This is a genomic window from Legionella hackeliae (genome assembly GCF_000953655.1).
GTDB classification, from domain to species: domain Bacteria; phylum Pseudomonadota; class Gammaproteobacteria; order Legionellales; family Legionellaceae; genus Tatlockia; species Tatlockia hackeliae.
Genome location: NZ_LN681225.1, coordinates 2,578,275 through 2,598,768, shown reverse-complemented (window position 1 = coordinate 2,598,768; position 20,494 = coordinate 2,578,275). Strand labels below are relative to the sequence as shown.

The following is a 20,494-nucleotide window of genomic DNA, read 5'->3' as shown; positions in this document are numbered from 1 at the left end:
TAAAATTGAAAGTTTTTTACACATTATTGCCTATGGAAGCCATTTTAGCTATGTTTTTAGGCATTTCGGCATGAATTATTTTATAATTATTGTAAAATTTTTTCTCTATTTAGAAATTTCTTAATATTTCACTAATATAAGTTTGTTACTTTTAAGTAAAATGTCGCTGGTTATGGACTATATATAGTAAATAACTATTAGGATAAATAACGGAATGGAAACCCAAATGTTGTAGGAGTTTTTGATGATCCTCGCTACCACAATTCAAGAGTGGGTAGATAAGATTGGTAATTACGAGTTAGGAAACGATAGTCCTGCTGAACAGCGGGAAGCTAATTTCGAGATTAATCGTTTTTTAAACCCGCAAGGTCAATTAAAGCTTTATGAGAATACTCATCCTACCAATGTCCCGGAACCTACCGTCGCTAGAGAACGCTTTTTGCGATTCTTAGGCCGCAAGTTTCAAACGATTACCTGGCAGGCAGATCGTAATAATGAAACTGTGCATCTTGAGGATTTTCTACAAGATGATGTAGAAGATGGGCTGGCACTTTATAAAGCTGCGATTGAAGAAGAAAGTAAAAGTAAGGCCTTCAGAGAGGCTGTATTTTTTAGATCATTAAAACATTTTCCAGGGAATAAATGGATTAATAGGCTTGTGCTATGGGTAGGTGGTCCTTCCAGCTCTGGGAAGACCTATGCTGCGAAAGGCGTTATTGAAAAGATGAGTCGTGATGTTCTGCAAAAAACTGACGAACCCGGAGGAAATAATGTTGTTTCTGTAGACGGCAGCTACGAGCGCGAAACGTCACAGATGCGACAAATGGCTCTGCAGTTTGCTTTGGCATCGGGTTATAAAGGTATTTATGATCTTCACACCCATAGTAAGCAACTGGTTGTAAAAAAATATGTCAGAGACGCCGCTTTAGAAGACCAAAATTTAAGCTTAGTGATACCGGATACGTTTGTACGTAATCCTGCAGCGGTTCGCAAAGACTTCAACGCCTTTGCTGATAAAGGTGTTGTTCAGGCGTTTGCAGAAGTGAAGGGGGAAAAGAAATTTGCAGAGCGTTTTCAAACATCCGTGAAAAAAATGGGAGACTCACGGGCGTGGAATAAGAAAAGGTTCACGGAAGAAAAAATCAAAATGAATAATCGAGAGATTGGGTGTGAGTCCAAGGTTTATCAAGGGGCTTATTTTAAACTCGGTCTTCATGGCACTAAAATCTTCAAAAAATTTTTTAAATCATTTAGTAGCAACAAATCAACGCTGACAGTCACCAATGATCTTATGTATCTGGTAAAAAAGGAAGGCGTCTGGAAAGAGTGTGAGTATGGAGAAAATCTGGACAATAAAGAGGAAGGTGTCGATTTTATTAGAATAACAGCTCGAGCATATAATTACTGGCGAGATAACAAAATCGCCGAACCTCTGGAGACTTGGTATCAAACGACAGGTAAATTTAAGAAAACGCTAACTGAACAAATTATTACTCACAAAGACAATGAGAAATATTCTAATCACTATTCATTGTTTAATCTTTTCCGTACTAATCCTGTACAACGATTTTTTAGTAGTAATGCTGAGCAAGAAAAACGCAAATTGCGCCATCAAATCGCGGTTAATGATGAAACGATTGCCGATTTGGAGAATGCTATTGAAGAATGGGAAGAAGAGGATGAATCTCTCACTAAGAAATTAAAAACATGCAAACTTCTACAAGTCACTTTGAAAGAAAAAATGGTTGAACTGGAGAGTAAAGAGCAGGAAACCAATAGTTCTTCCACACAGTTTTTACCCTATCTTGATAATTATATTGATATACCAGCTTCTGATATAGGAGAGCTGCTCAGCCAAGCTAGTCTTGAAGCCGGCGCTGAGGAGACAGCAGTGACGTCTATAACCTCTAAGGATGAATATCGGGGTGAGTTTTTAGCACCAAAATTGGAAGCGGACTTTTGTAGAGTGCATTACGTTGAATTGACGTCAGATACTTCATCCAAGGCCATGTTTACTCAAGAAAAATTAGAGGATGGTTTCAGATTATCCTCCGTACAACAGTGTATAAAATATGATCCTGACTTCTTATTTGAATACTCACTGGCAATGGCAGGGAGTATGTTGATTGGATTGAACGAAACGCCATCTCCTAAAAATCAACTCTTTCTCTATGGCGCTGACCCGGAACTTCTTCGTTATTTGTGGACTGCTTTAGTGGTGTTAGGGGAAAAAATGCCAAGTAGACAGTTTAACCCTGATTCCTTAAAACCTGCAGCAAGTTCTTTTCGTGTTTCTGATGAAATGGAAAGTAAACGAAAATTTTCTCCCCAATCCTTACATGAAACAGTTTTCAAGGAGCAGGATGCTTTTATCAACTTAAAAGTTAGGGAATTAGAAAACCTTCTTAAATTGAAATCAGATCCTGTCGAGCAAGCGAAATTATTGAATAAAGAATTAGTGGAGGCATCTCATCAAATCGCGCGGAATAGTTAAGGTCTATAATGCATTTGTCGCATGGATTTATTTACTCATAGCGCGATACTCCGCAGCAAAGGTTTTGGCAATTTCTCGAGTAAGATAGGTTAAATTGTTGTTCATACTAACCACAAGAGACTCCATCTCTGCTGGGATGACTTTGACGCAGTTATAGAAATTCCCTTTTCTAATAAGTTCTTCCCCATGATAAATAAGATATTCTGCCCGTAACATGCTATTGCCGTTGATATCAATTTCAAACTGCGAAATATCAATTTGTAAATGGTAATCCGGTTTAAATTTAGAGTCCCATGGTGAACTTTCCACAATAGACCCCGGTAAAAGGGTAGAGAGGTTTGTTTCAATGACTCGGGTAATGTTCTTATCCAGGGCCTCGGCCCATTGATGGTATTCTTCAAGTTCCAACCGATGAGGGGTGTAATGAATCATCAATTGAGGCTTTTCAATATAAGCAGGCGTATTGATTTCGTCTATACCAATTTGCAAATGCCTATAAGGCTGGCTCGCGCTTTTTATTGGCGGCAGGGGATTGAGTAAATACATTTGAGTGTCTTTACTTCGACTGCAAGCAACCAGTAGTACAGTTATTAAACCTATTATGCATAATTTTAAGATATTCACTTTTTACCTCGCAGCAAGGATTCAGGATAGCGGGATAAATAGTCCGTTAAATTTTTTGTGGAATAAGCCGCATTGGCAATTTCTTTTAAGCTTTGATTTAAATAAGCCACGACTGAAGGGACATTTTGATTCAGATTGGCTGCCAGTCGTTCAAGACTTTCGGACATTAAGCGGGCTGATTCTATCGTATCTCGCACCTCTTTTGAGCGTACCAATTCACTAATATCTTCAAGGGTTTTCTTGGCAGCATTCAACGCTTCATCAATACTTGTGTATTTTTCGGTCGTATTTCGAGTGGGGAAAATTGGATAACCATGGTAATAGGTTTGTTTAAACTTGCGATTTGAAGTGGATTGTACCAGCTCAATATCAGCAACTCCTGATATCAAGTTAGGTTTGGATATATTCGCCACATAACCACTATTGATTAAAAGATGAATAGGATCTTGACTAAATCCGAATGTTTTCTCTACAAAAAACTGGACATACACTGGGATTCTAACCTGATTTCTGGCTTTATTTTCTGTGATTTCAATTAACCTGACTTCACCAATTTTTACACCACGGTAAGTGACTGGTGCTGTTGGCGTTAACCCTCTGAGTGAGCCCTTAAAGAACATGACAAAAGTTTGTACTTGAGCGCGTTTGTATTCTTCATAAAAAAATGCAGCACCAAGAAGCATTAAGCAAAGAGCTCCCATGACGAAAACACCGACTATTGTATAAAAACGCTCCTGACGCATGCCTGTCCTTAGATTGTAAATGTAATGTAAATACTGGTTAATATTAACCAGAATGAGCCGCGAGTCATAATGCGAGAGACGGCTTTTCTTAAGGATATGTGCCTAACCGCTGCTTCGTAATAATAATAGCCAGCAGACAAACTCACAATGGCACATAAAGTTAAAGTCTTAAAAGCAGAATACATAACGTCATAGACAGTCGTTGCACTTGTTACATGCAATAGATATTCAAAGCTGGTCATTCTTAGCATGTAATGAAAGGTAATAAAAAAGCTAATTAAAATGACGACAATAGTATAAGTGAATAAAAGTAAAGACGTAATATTCAACCCGACGACAATGGGCCAAACATGTTCAAGTATAACCTCCTCAGGGCTTTGTCCAAGACGCTTCATGCGAGTATTGATGAGGTGCAAAGCGGCTTGTATACATAATATAAACGCGATAAATATTGGAAGTACTTCATGCGTCAGCACGTTTTGAGCAACTGGCAAAGCCTTGTGGCCCAAATGGAATGAGTTAAAAAGAAAATAGATGGTTTGTGCTTCTGAAAAAGTAATTAAAAAACAAATAAAAAGTAGAGGAAGGACGAGTCTTGCCCCTGAGTAATAAAGAATCTCTACCATGTTAAACCAGGAAATAGACAATTCACCAAATAAAACATCTTTCAGGCTATGAAATAAATGACCAAAAAAACGAAAAATGAGTGTTAGTGAATTAAAAAATTTTACAACATGTAAACCAAAGCGTCGGAAGACATACATAGTTTATCCTTTCGAAGATAGTGTTATTCATCATCATCTTCTTCTGGCATTAATCCATTTAGAGTAAGTCTTTAATTTAAGATGAATATTAACAAGAATATCATGATGATATTTGAATTTATACTCCATTTTGCCAAGAAACATCCTGCAAGTTATTGAACTATTGGGCTTCTTTAAAATTTATTGAGTTATTTAATAAAATCTTAAGTTTGTGGTGGCAATATGCAGGCACTTTCATCAGTTGGATTGCGTATGAAATTTCTTGAGGTTGCCGAATTACTGATCCCGGGCTATAACCTGTTATCGAAGAAAGACAGAGATGATTTTGAAAAATCCCCTCCAGGCAAGACACTAACAAGTGTTGTTAGTGAAATTACGACATCGCTTAATGAGTTGCAAAACTCATTTGCCTGGTGGCAGTACTTTATCTTAAACATTGATGAAAAATTAACTATCAAAAAGCAGGAAATTTCAGCTAAGAAAACCCAACTTATCCACCAAATTGAAGCAGACAAAGAATACAAAACGCTTATCAGAGCGATAATTCTCGTCCTTCTTCCAGAGACCTGTGCAGATTTTGCTTTATTGAATGAGGAAGAAAAAAATAGATTAGCCGACGCTCAATTTTCACAAAAGCTGCTCTCTCTCATTCCTCTGGATCGAAAAATTCACAAACTTTACAATGAATTCCCCGTCAGCAGTATGTGGCAAAGAGAAGGACAGTCAGGCGCCATCAACGAACAAATTACCCTTCTTGAACAGGAGAAGGAAAACATTATTAAAGAATGGCGAATGCAATTTGCAACTCTTGCTGAGGTCAGTGAGTTACGAGATGTCATTGCCAAAGAAAAAGATCGCGCGCGTCTTGCAAAGATTCAAAGCGAGTTAACTCATCTTGGCAGGCGAGTGGATGAATTGGCAGAATTCTTCGATTGGATAAAATTGGCACCGTCTGCAGTTTCTGAAATAAAAGAACAATACAGTCGAGCTTTACATCAAGGCGTTTTAGATACTGCTAAAATTGAGAAAGATGAGCTCATTTTGCTTATTTTTCATCGTCTTGAGCAGGCCACTAGAAATCAGTTTGATTACGTCAATCTTCATTATTTCAATTTGGAGCAGTCTAGGCTTCTGGCTGACTTGGTCCTTGATGCATTCAACTCGCAAAATGTTTTGCAAATTGATAGTTGGCTTGGCAATTATCAAAAGAAGTTAGCAAAAAAATTACACCATGATTTATTGCTAATTAATAACAAACTATGGACGTCTTCAAGCCAACCCCAAGGTGAGTTACTGGGTTCATTATCGTCTCTTTTTTGGCACAGTAAGACTGTCGAAAAAAGCAAAGAGTTTTTAAATAAATTAGCTGATGCACACGCTTTTATTCAGGCTACAGGTTTCTCTACCCAAAATGAGAGCTCATTTTTGGCCATTATAGATATTTATAACTATGGTCGTACCGCTGAGCAAATTGCCGAAACCAGAAGGATTATATCAAGTATACTTGCTCCTTTTGCTCCTCTTTATGCTGAATATCGAGATATCGCTTTTTATGAGAAAAACAATTACTTAAAAATTTTAAGAACGGTGATGCCGTTGTTGATTGTTGCGGCATTTGTTACTTTGGTGGCAGCATTGTTAGCCCCCTTAGCCATTCCTGAGCTAGCCTTCACCGTTATTTTAATCCCGGCTTTATTTTTAGGGCTGGCACTAGCAACGAAATATGTGGCCATAAAGGACAACCTCTATAAAACATTGCGTGAAATTTATTACGGGGGGCCCTTTGAAATTCCTGAGTTTCAAGTCAATGCACGTATGGCAGCCATCTTTACAACAGAAGAAAATGCGGAATGTATAAGGAATTTCTACGTTGAGGAATTACAACGTTGCGATCAAATCGAAGTTCTCTTTCAATCAAAAGGGGATGATGGGCTATTGCGTCAGAATGAACTCGAACAAAGGAAAGAAAACCTTGTTAGAAGACATACGCTTTGCCTTGAATGGTATGATATTCATAGTAATGTCAATTTAGGCTATGAAAAAGTTCCCCAATTGGTTTTAAATCGATTAGTGGAGACCGGCCATCGAGAGTACGAGGCGCTTAAGACGACATTACAAAAGGAATTTCCTAAAGTCGAGGACACAATAACTGTGGTCACTCGAAAATTAAAAACTCCCTCTGAGACTGAGCTGCAAAAGAGTGTCGTTTCTTCGCCTGGGAAAAGCAATTATCCGATGCTCTCTAAAAATTACTCGCCATCACTATTTAAACCCGTGCAATCTCTCGCTCATAAAATGGGGGCTCAGCACCTCGATGCCGTTGCAACAATGATTCAGCTCCAAGCATAATTGCTTTTTTTATTAATGCGGTGAGTTATCATGAAGGATGAATTGGTTGAAATTCGAGAGTTTAAAAGCATTGGAGACGATGAGCGAGGAGTTACCCAAGAGTTTTCAATTGGTAAAAATCAAAGTGAGTTTCTATGCATAACAAGAAAAAAAGACACTATTTCGGGAAATAATTATCATCTAGGCATTGAAAATTCACTAAGTCCCAAGCGATTTGTTCTGTTAACTGGCTGCATCGAACTAGTTTATCGGCAGGTTGATAGTCATCAAAAGCATTCAAAGGTACTTAAAGCCCCTTGCATTATTGCTATAAAGCCTAAGGTTATTCATGCAGTTAAAGCGATTACAGACATCCTATTACTAGAATGCAATTCCCTTGCGGATATTCAAAAAGATAATTTTAAAGTCCTGGTGTAACGTTTATTTGAGGGGTAGGACTAGGCTGCGCATCGATAGTGATGATAGTTTCTAGATTTTGCTGGGGTACTAATGAGGGAGGTAACTCTAAAATTGTAGTATCTACAATTTGTGGTTGCTCAACTTGAGACGCTAATTGAGAGAGCGCTAAAGACACCTCGTCTTTTAACTCAGTGTTTGGATGAGTGCGCTCATACTCTCTTTCTTTGGTTTTCAATTGTGTTTGTAAATTATTTCTAATGCTTGCTTCATTGACTTTTAAGGCCCAATATTGCAGCCCATAAATCATGCCGATACCTGCCAGAGCACCTAGTGTAACAACCAGCCCCCCAGGAATAAAACACCATCCTGCCATTACGCCCACTAATAAAACTGATGTGGCCAAATTAATGAACAAAATATTTCGGTGCTTGTTAAACCCGTATATTTGACGAATGTAGGCTTGATGAATTAGTAGAGGATTTGAGTCATGGATTGGGGGAAGATTGCGAAATCTACGATATTCCTGTACTAAACTTGCCGCTTCTTTAAGCACATTAACGACAGAAGCCAAAACAAATAAACTAGCGACTAAAACTGTCATTGGTGCTGCTACTACTATCCAAACACTGTAAGCAGCAATATTTATAAGAGTACTACAAAGGAGAAAGAAGTTATCCTGCAATCGATTAAGCAGGCGACTCTTTACATTAGTCTGCGTTTTATAAAACTGATAAAAAGTATCCGCAAGGGTATAGGTCAGTCCTAAAATTGGTAAACCTGTAACTGAGGTAAGTAACGCCTCCATTGTCCAAAAAAAGTTATAAAAGGAGGGAAAGATAATTAAAAGAATAGTGAAAGCGCTAGCCGCCACTAATGTTCCTAAAAAAAATTTTAACTTGCTGATTGCTTTTTTCTCATCAAGTAATTTTAATATATAAGCAATTTGCGGGTGTGATTCTTGATTAAGCTTTATGAGAAGATTGTACACTGTAAGATTTAAATAGTCCTTCCTTTTTTCTGGGGGAATATTCAAAACTTCGAGCAGTGTTTTAATTTGAGTTTCTACCTTAGGCTCAGAGTTAATGATAACTTGACGATAGTTATATTTTAATTCGTCCAAACGATTATCATAGTATTGCAAGTGCTTCTTTAACTCTCGAGTATCGCCGCCTTTCAAATAGACTTCGAAGCAGAAAAGATCATCAATTAAATCGTTCAATTTTTATTACAGAGTTTTTAATTTTTAAGCAGTATAAAAGAAAAATCTTAATAAATTATTAAGACGCATGAAAATTCAGTTATTTTTAGAGGGATGCTATTAATTAGATTTCATGCTCTGCAGTTGGGCATTCTCTTTATACCCTTCCTCCAAACTTAAGTGCATGTATAAAATGCTTTTGACAGCAGTTTGTTCTTTTCGAAGCTCGTCCGAACTAAGATTTCCTTGATCATCTTGTAAAATTTTGCCTATACGTTCTATGCGGGTAATATCAGACTTCCAAAGTCCTACGGTAATAAGCTCAAAAAGCATTGAACAAAAATCATTAATAGCGAAGCTGATCTGCCGAATTATGGACGCATTATTTCTCTCTATCGCTCCCTGCAATAATTGAAGGTATGCCTGCAGCATTTCTTTGGGTCCATAAACATTAACAAGTTCCACTTGTTGAATTTTTTTCATAGTCTCGGCTAAATTTTTATAAGTACTTGCAAGATATATAAATTTTTCATCATTGGTTTTGGAAAATTGTCGCGCCCCAATGATGTTTGATATTAATCTCAGGCATATTTCGAGCTTATCTGAGGATTTATCGGTTATAGCATGTTTAACGATTTCTTCGGCTTCTTTATGATTGCCTTTATACATTGAGAGTGTAATTTGTTCCATCAATTCAAAGGCTAAAATTTCATTTTTTGTACACGCAGCTAGAATTAAACGTATACCGTCTATTTCTTTCGATATATTTTCTTTTCCAATTAATGAAGCTTCTGCATGTACATGGGTATTGGTTTCGAGAATTTGTATCAGTTTTTTTATACTTATATCTGAATAATCATCTTGATATTTTATAACTTTTGTTTTGCTCTTTGTGGACGCTGAAAGGGACGCAGTGTCCAGTGGTTTAATTCCAAACTGCCCAATTAATTCTCGGACTCGGGCGTTAACAAGGTGAGGACGAAACCAAGGCTTCTCAGTCCCTGGGCAGTACTCATTATGAAAAATGTTATCAACTTCAAGTATGTTTTTTTGATGCTTTTCCGCATAAAAACTGCAGATCTTTTCAACATCTTCAGGGATGGTTACTTTTATCGATTTTCCGTTTTCAGTTTGATGAATAATCCAGTCCAATAATATTTCATCTACTGCGTTGTTGGTCGAACACCCAGCAATGGTTGTCCGTTGTGTCATCACATTAAGTTGCTGTTTTCTAATGCTTTCTCTTCCTGGGTTGGGTTCGTTTCCCTTTCCATCTAAACAACGTACACCATTAGCAAGCGAGTAAGGACCACAAGAAGAACCATCGGGTTGCCGCCAGGCATATTGATAAATTGATGAGACCATATTTAACGTTTTCGAGCGATATTTTTCGCGAAAGATAGCTTCAATTCTCTCAATTTCATTTTTAACACGTATGTCAAGATTTTTTATCTCTGTATCGGAGCTAAGAGAATCTGTAAAGGAGATATTAATATTTATTGTTTGATCATTCTCTGCATTTAGAGTAACAGCAATGGCTGTCCAATGATTCCTTCCTTTATTTAAGGGTAATAGGATTTTTTTAGGTAGTTTATCCCACTCAGGAACATTAAGAGTCTCTAAAGCGGTGCGATTAGCTATTTCTCTTCCAGAATATAAAAAAATTCTGTCTGGATTTTCCTGGGCCCACGCTTGTCCAACTTCTACAATTTGAGCAGAGGTGTACCAATAGTCTTCACGAACCCGTCGATTATCTGTATTGCTCATCGGCTGTATCTCTAATTGATAATTTGCTAACTAGTGTTGTTAGGAACTCTATTGTACTAAAAAAGTATTAAATAAATATTAATTGGGAAATTATCAGCTAACCGCGCGCAAGGTACGCGGTTAAAAGGGGAGGATCTTTAGAGATGGTCGCCGAATTAATCGGTATCGTCATTTCTATCCAAACACCACCAAGTATTTGACCAAGGGTGGTAGCTGACATTTAATGTATTAAGAATGCCATCTACAGTTTTAGTGCAAGCAGGTTCTTTCTCACCCTGGCTGTTAATTTTGTAGACTTTAATTAAATCAAAGCGATAAATTCTCCAATCATCGCCTTCAGCCTGGGAGTGTGCATGACACGTCTTTTGGTTAGGTTGTAACACACCACTATGAAACTTAACTTTAGGGATTGGGCAATGTGTATTTTGATTGTTTATTTCATAATAGAGTTGGAATTCGGTTTCATTGTGCACACAAATAGCATGAGCATTGACGATAATGAAAAAAGAGGCAAAAAAGCCAAAAATTTTATAAAACATTTTTTTAAAATTTATTGAATAGCAGGCAGTAATAATACACTAAAGTAAGGATAATCCCTAGTATTAGATATGACCAAACTAGTCCTATGCCTCTTTAGGCTTGAGGCTAAGTCCCCTGTAAGTTGGTCATTTAACCTCGATGGGCTTCCGGTCACCTCTAGTGGATGGGCAATGCCCCCTTTGTTGTCAGATAGTTAAAAAGTATATTTGTGGATCATTTCTTAAGAAAATGAATTAATTTTATGAAGGGCAGTGTAAGTGAATAAGCTCAATACCGTCATTTCTAAGGAGTGATTTTTGCAACATCATTAGGATAATAGATTTTCATAGGGCGTGTATTCTTATTGATCACAGCAAAAGAGGTTAGATGATGTTTTTCGAGTTTCGTAGCAGTCACAATATGAAAAACGCGAACTTGTCGAATACTCTCAGCATCTGCAATTAATGAGCGATGACAACGCCAGGGAATCGCTTCAGCACACATAATTACGAGACGTCGGCTGGTCTGAAGCATATCATTTAAGGACTTTAAAGCGGAAAAAAATTCCTTTGTTTACATATAATCTGCATAGGCTCGAAAGCTCAAATTGTGCCATCCAAGATTAATAGAATCCTCATGAGGCGCGCGTATGCCTCCTAATGCGGGCATATGCAGGTACTTGATATTTAATTTTTTTAAAGCAATAGAAAGGGCTTCTTTATTAGACCAGGGGACATGACGCGACTTTGGAATGGTCCGTACATCAATCAGCTGGCCAATTTTATACAAAACCAGAAGGTCCAGGAATTCCTGAAGCTTGCGATTGGAGTGACCAATGGTATAAAGAGTCGCCATATTTCTTATCCTAACTCATTAACAAGCTGGAGACACGGTATGTGATATTTCTGGTATGGATTGTTTTGCTGCATAAAATCCTAATTGGCTCACAGAAACCTGTTTTGCTGCATTAGGAGTAGGTACAGCCTTAATGTCAAGTTTTTCCAGACGCTCAACTTGTAACTCCTGACGTTGAAGTAATTGCTCATAGCGTTCATTGCTATGTTTCAATTCCTCTTTTACTTCAGCCAGTTCTCGCTCAGCTTTACAAATCCTATCCGCTATACTGGCGAAACTCATTTTTTCATCGCTTAAAAATTTGTCCAAACGTTGTTGAAAAACGAGGCGTTGGTCTCCATCAGCAATCACGGTTTCAGATAAAGTTTGCACAGTCCCTTGTAAAGCAGCAGCAATTTTTTTTGCTTTTTGCACTTCAAGACCTAAAGATGAGCGCACTTGCGCTAACTCTCCCACTTTTTCGGATAAGTGAATTTTATTTTTTTCATAGTCTTTTTTTAATTGAGTTAATTCGTCATGATTGGCACGCAGTAAATTGTCGTTATCCTGGACTGTTTTCTGCAATGTTTCTGTAGTTTGTTCCAAGTCCTCTTTCTGTTTCTTTAACAACTCGGCTGTAGCAGTTAATACTTCAACTTGATTAGTGAGACAGTCCATTTGTGCATTAAAGGTATCAATCGATTTGGTGAGTCTGTCATTTTCTGAGCGAAAGCGATCGATTTCTTTCGCTAAATTTTCCCGAATTTTGTCGAGAGCTGCGATAGTTATTTCGAGGACGTCTGCCAAACAAAAAATACCCTCTTTTAATCTATCTGCAATATTTTTATTACAACTGTGATGATCATCCAGGACAATGCCACTTGCTGTATAGGCAACCACGGTTACTCCACTAATGGCTAATAAAATGCCGATATGTGCCGCTACACCAGCAGCTAAGGTGGGGACTGTCAGGACAATTCCGCCTACAATTTTTTGCCAGAGTGGGAGGTTGCCCCAAAAATTTGCGGCGCGGGAAATTAAACTATCATTTTGTTGCATTGTATCGATAATTGTTCCCAGACTTTGCTTGATTTGTCCCAGTTGTTGTTGAGTAAGCGCAATTTTCGCGAGCTCATCTTGAGGAGTAGATAAGGTTTCCAGCTCTACTTCTGTCTTCTTCTTTTCAGAATCAATTTTTTGATCGATGTGGGACATTGGCAGCTCCTTCTGTGCATTATATTTCCTTATAGATTATTAATAATCACAAATGGTCTAAGAAATCAAGCAAAAAAAAATCTAATTACCCAACTAATAGCTAATTGGGTCGGAATTAGATCAAAAGCTAATTGCAGATTAGAGTAGTAAGGGGACAGTATTTCCCCATCACTTTTACTGAGAGGGAGACATTTCAAAATGCTGAGAGTTTGCCAGAGTAAAAACCTCATTAGAAATTTCTTTTAAAGCCGCAAGTGTTCTGCGAGAGTGACCATCTTGCAATTTCTTTTGGAATTCGAGCACAGAATCAACTGTTTTAATACGCATTAAATCTGGATTCTGGCTATTCTCAGTAGCAATTTCTCTAAGTTGACGAACAAACTCATGGATTGTCGCACTATGCTTACCTGTAAAAAACACGGGAACGGCAGCGCGGCGATGCAAATCAGGTCTCTTGTTAAACTCATCCGCGACTCTGGTAATTGCGGTGACTAATTGTTTATCATCTAGACTAATAAAGTGTTTCAGATTCCCTGCCACACCAAGGCTATCATTGGTGTTGACAATTGTATCCAACAAATGATGGAGGGGGTCTTTATTTATACTGCCAAGATCTTTGGGTTCTACTGATACATCCATAGGAAAAGTCTGTTTTTGGAACAAATCTTGTATTAATTTGTCTGTTGTTGTTCGACTAATAATGGCTCTGACTTGTCGTTGCTCTGTAGTTATTTCATCTGAAAGCGTGTTACTCTCATCTCTAGGTAAATTATTTTCATAGTCAATGACATGCATGTCGCGAATGTATAATAGTTGTTTATTGTCTACCCGAGTAAAATCTTTGTTAAGTAATTGCGGCAATATTTCTCGTAAGAAGCCAATATTGTTAGTCTTTAAGAGCTCAATAACCGCAAGCATCCGTTGGGTTGATGTATTAAAATCCTCCTCGCCAAACTGAATACCTGTGTGATTGGAGTATGCTTGCAGTATTCGGTCAAACACCATTTCATCTTCGGCAAATGCTTTAAGTTCCTGACGATGAAGTGCATTTAAATAGCGACCTACTTTGGCTTTGTTTTCTTCGATAATATCTCGGGAAAATGCCATGAATAGCTCTTTCTGACATGCTTCAAAAGCAGCCTTTTCACGTGCTTCAGGAGATAGTTTATTATTTTGCGGGTCTACTAATTGAAGATACTTGCTTTTTATTGTTGTCTCATCGACACCTTCACCAGTATGTCTAGTGATAAAATCCGCTAGTTCTGTGAAGGTTTGGCACCCATAAATTTCTGCATAGAGTTCGTTTTGCAAAAAGGCTGTCACAAAGCCACTACCAGTTTGATAATGAGGGAGGTAGCGAGCATCACCATGATGAAAGATAGTGATTCCCGGGGTATCCTCAGTCGTAGGAATGGTGTGAATGACATCACCTCGCTCTCCTCGGGGAGTAGCAAAGCGTGTACGCAAATGTTCATTAACTGGCAAATTTTTAATAGTACTCGCAATTTTAGGAAAAACTAAAGTGGCTATTGTCCTGTTGTAATCAGCTACAGCTTGTTCAAAAGCTTTTTTATCAGGCATCGCCGTTTCGCTCATAGACACTGGTATTTCTGAGCCAATGTATAGGATATCATTGGCGTAAAATACGCGAATACGGGGTGGGCGAACGAGATTCCAGCCAAATTTTTTCAATGGCTCTTGCCAAGGAGTCGTATCCAGGGAGCATTGATTATCACGTAGCTCATCGCAGGTTACTTTGTTCTCACCGGTTGCTGGGTCTTTGATAAAATAGGTGGTGGTGCCATGAAGGGGAGTGACGGTCATACTTTTAACGTCATCTGTTGCTTCAGGCATGTAATGAGTGGTTTTTTCTGGATAAACAATCTCATGTTTTTCGGGGTTATCCATCAAAGCACCGCTTGCTATATGAATCTTTACCTCTTCATCGGGAGAGAGTTTTTTGCGAAGTACTTTTTCTACTATTTCTGTAACATCTTGTGCTATTTTTTTGTGGGTAGAGCTTTCTATATTGGTATTAATCAGGATTGGTGTTTTCTCCGCAGCAAATAAAGTCTTAAAAAATGCAAGTTGTAAGTCTCGTATTTGGATTTGGGTAAAATCTTCTGAGGAAAAAACGTTATCATCCCCAAATTGGAATGCCTTTGCAACATCGAATTTTCGTTGGTGAATTAAGCCCTTTAAATTAACGTTATCATCGATTAATTTGTCGGTGACATATTTATTTTCAAAACGGAAAATATTGGCGCGAGCGTGTTTTCTATCGATTTGTTCTTCCGATCCAGGTTGTAGACGCTTATCGATAAAAATCAATTCTGCTTTGGGGTCAAGTTTTCTAATTTTAATAGCACGATGAAGATTCGCGGGGCCAACACCAACAAATACATGAATAGTCATAACATTCTCTCTCAAAGGAATTCTAATCAAATAATTCCTAACCTAGTAAACCATCCTGGAGCTGATTAAAAAATTCTCACTATGAGTAGTAGAATAACTGATAAAGCTTAAGGACTTGTTAAGAGGAGATGTTTGAATTGTAATAAAGATGTTAAGTTAAATTAAATTCACGTTAACAAATGCTCGCTTTTTTCCAACCAAAAACTCTATCTACAACAAAAATAAAATTTAAAAGCTATATTTAAAAGAGAAAAGCAAGAGGATAGCTCAATGGAACTCAAGGCATTTCAATACCTGGAAGAGAAAGGTTGGACCTTAGATTCCTTTCCAGAGATGGATTCAGAACAAACAATGATTCTTGTTTTTGCCGCACCAGAGTTTTTGCATTTACAGGAACCAATTCGCCAATTGAGTGAATATTATACAAAATCGAAAATTATTGGGTGTTCAAGTGCGGGAGAAATTTTTGGCCCTCATATTTACGATAGAAGTCTTTCTGTTGCTGTAATTAAATTCGACAAGACAACTATCAAAACTGCGAAAGCGCAGGTAAATACAATCGAAGAGTCCTTCGCTGCGGGTGAATCAATTAGCCGCCAATTACAATCGCCTGATTTAAAAAGTATTTTTGTATTATCAGAGGGATTGAATGTCAATGGTTCTGAATTGGTCAATGGCCTTAATATACCAATCAATGGTGTTAGACCTCTAATTACTGGCGGTTTAGCGGCTGACAGCAGTCATTTTAAAAAAACGTGGACCATTTTTAATGGAGAAATTCTTCACAATTATATTGTGGCTATAGGGTTGTATGGTGAGCACATTCATGTAGGGCATGCTTCAAAAGGAGGATGGGATATTTTTGGACCTGCAAGAAGGATAACACGTTCTGAAAGAAATATTCTTTATGAATTAGACAATAGACCAGCATTGAGCCTCTATAAGGAATATTTGGGAGACAGAGCTGCAGAGTTACCCGCATCGGGATTGCTTTATCCCTTGGCTATTCAGGATACTACTTCTGCAGAATCTATTCGGCTAGTGCGTACCATTTTGGGCGTAGATGAAGATAAGCAAGCACTTATTTTTGCAGGTGATATGCCAACTGGTCATTATGCGCAATTAATGCATGCAAATTTTGACAGGCTAATAACCAGTGCGAATGAGGCAGGTGAGTTGGCAAGTGAGAGAATGTCAGAGTCTGAAGGACAAGTTCTTGTTGTGAGTATTAGTTGCGTAGGAAGACGTTTACTTTTAGGTGAGAGAACCGAAGAGGAAACAGAATCTACATTAGAAGCACTTCCTAAACAGTCAACGCAGGTAGGTTTCTATTCTTATGGAGAATTATCTCCTGCTGGCGTTGGCGATTGTAAATTACATAATCAAACAATGACGTTAACTACCATTTATGAATCATAAAGGATAAGAAAACGACGCCATGGAACTCCATAAATTATTATTACGACAGCTGAATCGCGCTCAAATTGAAGTGGATGGCTTACCGAAGAATGAAGCACAGTGGCAAGAATTTATTTCACGTATCAACAAGACCTACCAGGAAACTGATCAGGAGCGTTATTTACTTGAGCGCTCTATGAATCTTTCATCACACGAGATGATGTTGCTCAATGACAAACTTGAGCGAGCTCAACACATCGCTCGTCTATGTTATTGGCACTATGATTCAGATACTGACCACATTAGTTGGTCAAAAGAGCTCTATCATTTACTGGATTTAAATCCTAATGCAGTTCAAACGTTTAAAGAATTCTTAATATTAGTTCATCCAGGAGATCGCGATGAGTTAAAAAAGTTAGTGCACAAAGCACTCACTAAACGAATCGATTATACCTTTGAACTTCGCCTGAAGAATCAACAGGATCAATATCAATGGTATAGAACAATTGCTGATTGTCAGGGGCATGACAATGAACTTTCAGGAATTCTTATTGACATCGATAGAGACAAAAAAAATGAGGCAGAAATTAAGGAATTGAGTCAAAAGTTATTAATGACTGCTCGTCGAGCAGGGATGGCAGAAATAGCTACTTCTATTCTTCATAATATTGGCAATGTTCTGAATAGTTCCAATGTCTCTGTAAATTTAATTAAAGAAAGTTTTTCCCAACCCTATTATCAGAAGTTATTTAAAATAATTTCCATGTTGCAAGACCATAAAAAGGATATAGGAAACTATTTAACTCGAGACGAAAAAGGCAAATTAATTCCCGAATATCTTATTGCTTTGGGGGAAATTCTTGATAAATCCAATGAGAAAAACAGAAAAGAACTTGATAATTTAGATGAGGATATACAGCATTTAAAAGACATTGTAGCTATGCAAAAAGCCTTTAGTGGCGTATCCAGTATTGCCGAGAAAATTTATATCCCAGAGTTGATTGAAACAGCTTTACAAATGTCATCGAATCCTCATAAAGATAAAGCAATTACCTTGCGTAAACAATATGTCGATTCAGCATTTGTATTTGCGGATAAGTCAAAATTACTGCAGATTCTTATTAATTTAATTCAAAATGCAAAAGATGCTATTTCAAAAAATTCACTCGATAAAAAGAAGCAAATCGATTTTGTTGTGAAAACCGCTAATAAAAAATTACAAATCATGATTACTGATAATGGCGAAGGGATTTTACCAGAAAATTTACAACGCATTTTTTCATTTGGGTTTACTACAAAGCCTAATGGACATGGGTTTGGTTTACACAGTTGTGCGCTATCAGCCCAAGATATGGGCGGTTCATTGAAAGCTGAAAGCCAGGGAATAGGACAAGGTGCTGTTTTTACGTTGACGCTCCCTAGCGAAAACGCAAAACAGAAAGGAGTTTTCAATGAGTGATATAGAGCTTCGTATTATGGTGATTGATGATAATCCAGCCATCCACGAGGACTTTATTAAGGTTCTAACAACAACTCATCAGCAATCGAAAGCTTTTGATAACCTGGATAAAGAATTATTCGGAGAAGATAGCCGTTTAGAAAGTGAAGAGAGTTTGCTGCCAGAATTTAAAATTGATACCGCTGAACAAGGCCGTGAGGGTGTTGAAAAGATAAAGAAGGCTTGTGAAGCAGGCAAACCCTATGCACTTGCCTTTGTGGATATTCGTATGCCACCTGGATGGGATGGTCTTGAGACTATTAAACGGATGTGGAAAATTGATAGTGATATTCAAGTGGTTATCTGTACTGCATACTCAGACTACTCCTGGGAAGAAACAGTACAAAAATTAGGTGTCAGTGATAATTTGTTAGTATTAAAAAAACCCTTTGATAAAGTGGCAGTTCGACAATTAGCTTGTGCATTAACCCGAAAATGGCTATTGGCAAAAGAGGCAAAAAAATACACTGAATCCTTGCAAAAAATTGTTGATGAACGTACAGAGTCGTTGCAACAATCCCTCTCATTATTACGGGCAACAATTGAGTCATCAACCGATGGTATTTTAGTGGTTGATTTAAAAGGAAACCTAATTGATTGCAATAAGCAATTTATAAAAATATGGGGAATTCCCAAAACACTTATTAAGCAAAAAAATGAAAATTTATTATTCGAATACATGATTAATAAATTAAGGAAACCAGAGGAGCTTTCCGTACAAATTAACCGTTTACATCAACACATCGACGATACATCGTTACAAGTTGTTAAATTTAAAGAAGAAAAAATTGTCGAATGTTATTCCCAACCCCTCCGCATTAGTAAAGTGACTGTGGGACGTGTGTGGAGTTTTCGCGATATCACTGAGCGTGCCTTTTTAGAAGAAGAATTAGAACACCAGGCTACGCATGATTCACTAACGGATTTGCCCAATCGCGTCCTTTTAAATGATCGCATCAAACAATCTATTGCAGTCGCCTCACGAGAGGGAACTTGTTTTGCTATTCTATTTTTTGATTTGGACCGATTTAAATTAATCAATGATAGCCTGGGTCATGAGTTTGGGGATGAAGTGATATGTGAGGTGAGTAAGCGATTATTCACTTTACTAAGAGCTGAGGATACCTTGGCACGGTTGGGGGGAGATGAATTTGTCATTGTGGTTCCTGAATTAAAAAAAGGAGAGGACGTCGTCAACGTTGTGCAAAAAATCTTAACCTCATTTAATTTACCACTGCATATTGCAGGTCATGAATTTACGTTAACAACAAGTATTGGTATTAGTCTGTATCCTACGGATGGTACTGATATAAACAGTCTTTTAAAAAACGCAGATTTGGCCATGTATCAGGCAAAAGAGCAGGGAGGAAATCAATTTAGATTTTATACCCCACAATTGAATCAACTTACGAATCAACAATTAGAACGGGAAGCAGAGTTACGTCGAGCCATTCAAAATAAAGAATTTTTCCTGGTCTACCAACCTCAATACGATGTAAAAAATCGCAAATTATTGGGTCTTGAGGCTCTAATTCGCTGGCAACATCCACAAAAAGGTGTTGTTTTACCCTTGGAGTTTATACCTACGGCTGAAAGCTCAGGATTAATTGTTCCTTTAGGAGAATGGGTTATTCGAACAGTGTGCAAGCAAATAACTGAATGGCGAGAACAAGGACTGTCGGCAGTAAGAGTGGCTGTTAATGTCGCGACACAACAATTAAAGCAAGTCAATTTTGCAGACACTGTTAAAAGTATTTTAAAAGAGCATGACATTGAACCAGAGTTATTTGAGATAGAAATCACTGAGAATGTGATTATTACAAATCTTGAGGTTCAAAGAATGATTCAGAAGCTAAAAAAAATAGGTGTTAAAATTGTTTTAGATGATTTTGGTACTGGCAGTTCAAGTTTAAATTATCTCAAACAGCTTCATATTGATCGTTTGAAAATTGATCAATCTTTTGTCAAAAATATCTGCAGATCGCGTAGCGATGAGGTGATTATTGAATCTATCATTGCTATGGCGCGCAGTTTAAATTTCACAGTCTTGGCAGAGGGGGTGGAAAATCCAAACCAAATCAATTTCTTAAAAGATCAGAAGTGCGATGAAGTACAAGGGTTCTATTTAAGCAAGCCCTTGCTTTCTGAATCAGTAACAGAAATTTTACAAAAAACTACCCTAAAAAAAGAAAAAAACAAAAAAGATCGCTTCTAATCTAAGATACACTTTAAGGATTCTATATTTTGAGAGTTTCTAAAACGTTATTTGAAGCTAGA

14 protein-coding genes and 1 pseudogene are annotated in these 20,494 nt (G+C 37.6%); 6 read left to right on the top strand and 9 right to left on the bottom strand.

The window, feature by feature from the left end:
* Window positions 1-244 precede the first annotated feature (244 nt).
* Complete coding sequence (locus LHA_RS11475) at window positions 245-2,494, top strand: hypothetical protein (protein ID WP_045106672.1); 2,250 nt, start codon at window positions 245-247, stop codon at window positions 2,492-2,494.
* Window positions 2,495-2,521: 27 nt separating this feature from the next.
* On the opposite strand, the gene LHA_RS11470 is transcribed toward LHA_RS11475, so the two are convergent.
* The 3 genes from LHA_RS11470 to LHA_RS11460 all read right to left on the bottom strand — a co-directional run bounded on the left by LHA_RS11470 (window position 2,522) and on the right by LHA_RS11460 (window position 4,625).
* Window positions 2,522-3,118 (bottom strand): PqiC family protein, encoded by a 597-nt coding sequence (locus LHA_RS11470; protein ID WP_045106671.1) that lies wholly within the window; start codon window positions 3,116-3,118, stop codon window positions 2,522-2,524.
* Window positions 3,115-3,801, bottom strand: coding sequence for an MlaD family protein (locus LHA_RS11465; RefSeq protein WP_045107559.1), 687 nt, complete (start codon window positions 3,799-3,801; stop codon window positions 3,115-3,117). Before LHA_RS11465 ends, LHA_RS11470 begins: the two co-directional genes overlap by 4 nt.
* Window positions 3,802-3,869: 68 nt before the next feature.
* Entirely contained in the window at window positions 3,870-4,625 is a 756-nt protein-coding gene (locus LHA_RS11460) for an ABC transporter permease (protein ID WP_045106670.1), read from the bottom strand.
* A gap of 252 nt (window positions 4,626-4,877) precedes the next feature.
* Here LHA_RS11460 and LHA_RS11455 point away from each other — a divergent pair, with 252 nt between their 5' ends.
* Together LHA_RS11455 and LHA_RS11450 are read left to right on the top strand one after the other, a co-directional pair.
* Complete coding sequence (locus LHA_RS11455) at window positions 4,878-6,974, top strand: hypothetical protein (RefSeq protein ID WP_045106669.1); 2,097 nt, start codon at window positions 4,878-4,880, stop codon at window positions 6,972-6,974.
* A gap of 30 nt (window positions 6,975-7,004) precedes the next feature.
* Window positions 7,005-7,391, top strand: coding sequence for a hypothetical protein (locus tag LHA_RS11450; protein WP_045106668.1), 387 nt, complete (start codon window positions 7,005-7,007; stop codon window positions 7,389-7,391).
* Here the strand turns inward: LHA_RS11450 and LHA_RS11445 are convergent.
* The 6 genes and pseudogenes from LHA_RS11445 to LHA_RS11420 form a co-directional block, all read right to left on the bottom strand.
* Complete coding sequence (locus tag LHA_RS11445; RefSeq protein WP_147292349.1) at window positions 7,375-8,592, bottom strand: hypothetical protein; 1,218 nt, start codon at window positions 8,590-8,592, stop codon at window positions 7,375-7,377. The genes LHA_RS11450 and LHA_RS11445 overlap by 17 nt on opposite strands.
* Before the next feature lie 99 nt (window positions 8,593-8,691).
* Entirely contained in the window at window positions 8,692-10,338 is a 1,647-nt protein-coding gene (locus LHA_RS11440; protein ID WP_045106666.1) for a Ulp1 family isopeptidase, read from the bottom strand.
* A gap of 155 nt (window positions 10,339-10,493) precedes the next feature.
* Window positions 10,494-10,877, bottom strand: coding sequence for a hypothetical protein (locus LHA_RS11435; RefSeq protein ID WP_045106665.1), 384 nt, complete (start codon window positions 10,875-10,877; stop codon window positions 10,494-10,496).
* A 283-nt stretch (window positions 10,878-11,160) separates the two neighbouring features.
* Window positions 11,161-11,712: pseudogene (locus LHA_RS11430) on the bottom strand (DUF488 domain-containing protein).
* Between the two features lie 18 nt (window positions 11,713-11,730).
* The gene (locus LHA_RS11425; RefSeq protein WP_045106664.1) at window positions 11,731-12,906 is read right to left on the bottom strand and encodes a LegC2/C7 family Dot/Icm T4SS effector; all 1,176 of its coding nucleotides are present in this window, start codon (window positions 12,904-12,906) and stop codon (window positions 11,731-11,733) included.
* Between the two features lie 174 nt (window positions 12,907-13,080).
* Entirely contained in the window at window positions 13,081-15,321 is a 2,241-nt protein-coding gene (locus tag LHA_RS11420; protein WP_045106663.1) for a hypothetical protein, read from the bottom strand.
* Window positions 15,322-15,591: 270 nt separating this feature from the next.
* On the opposite strand from LHA_RS11420, the gene LHA_RS11415 reads away from it, so the two are divergent.
* Genes LHA_RS11415 through LHA_RS11405 form a run of 3 tightly spaced genes read left to right on the top strand, consistent with a single transcriptional unit; the run spans window position 15,592 to window position 20,432 of the window.
* Window positions 15,592-16,740: an FIST signal transduction protein gene (locus LHA_RS11415; protein WP_045106662.1), complete on the top strand. Its 1,149-nt coding sequence runs from the start codon at window positions 15,592-15,594 to the stop codon at window positions 16,738-16,740.
* Window positions 16,741-16,759: 19 nt separating this feature from the next.
* On the top strand, window positions 16,760-18,178 hold the full coding sequence (locus tag LHA_RS11410; RefSeq protein WP_045106661.1) for a sensor histidine kinase: 1,419 nt from the start codon (window positions 16,760-16,762) through the stop codon (window positions 18,176-18,178).
* Window positions 18,171-20,432, top strand: coding sequence for an EAL domain-containing protein (locus LHA_RS11405; protein WP_045106660.1), 2,262 nt, complete (start codon window positions 18,171-18,173; stop codon window positions 20,430-20,432). Before LHA_RS11410 ends, LHA_RS11405 begins: the two co-directional genes overlap by 8 nt.
* The last annotated feature ends 62 nt before the right edge of the window (window positions 20,433-20,494 follow it).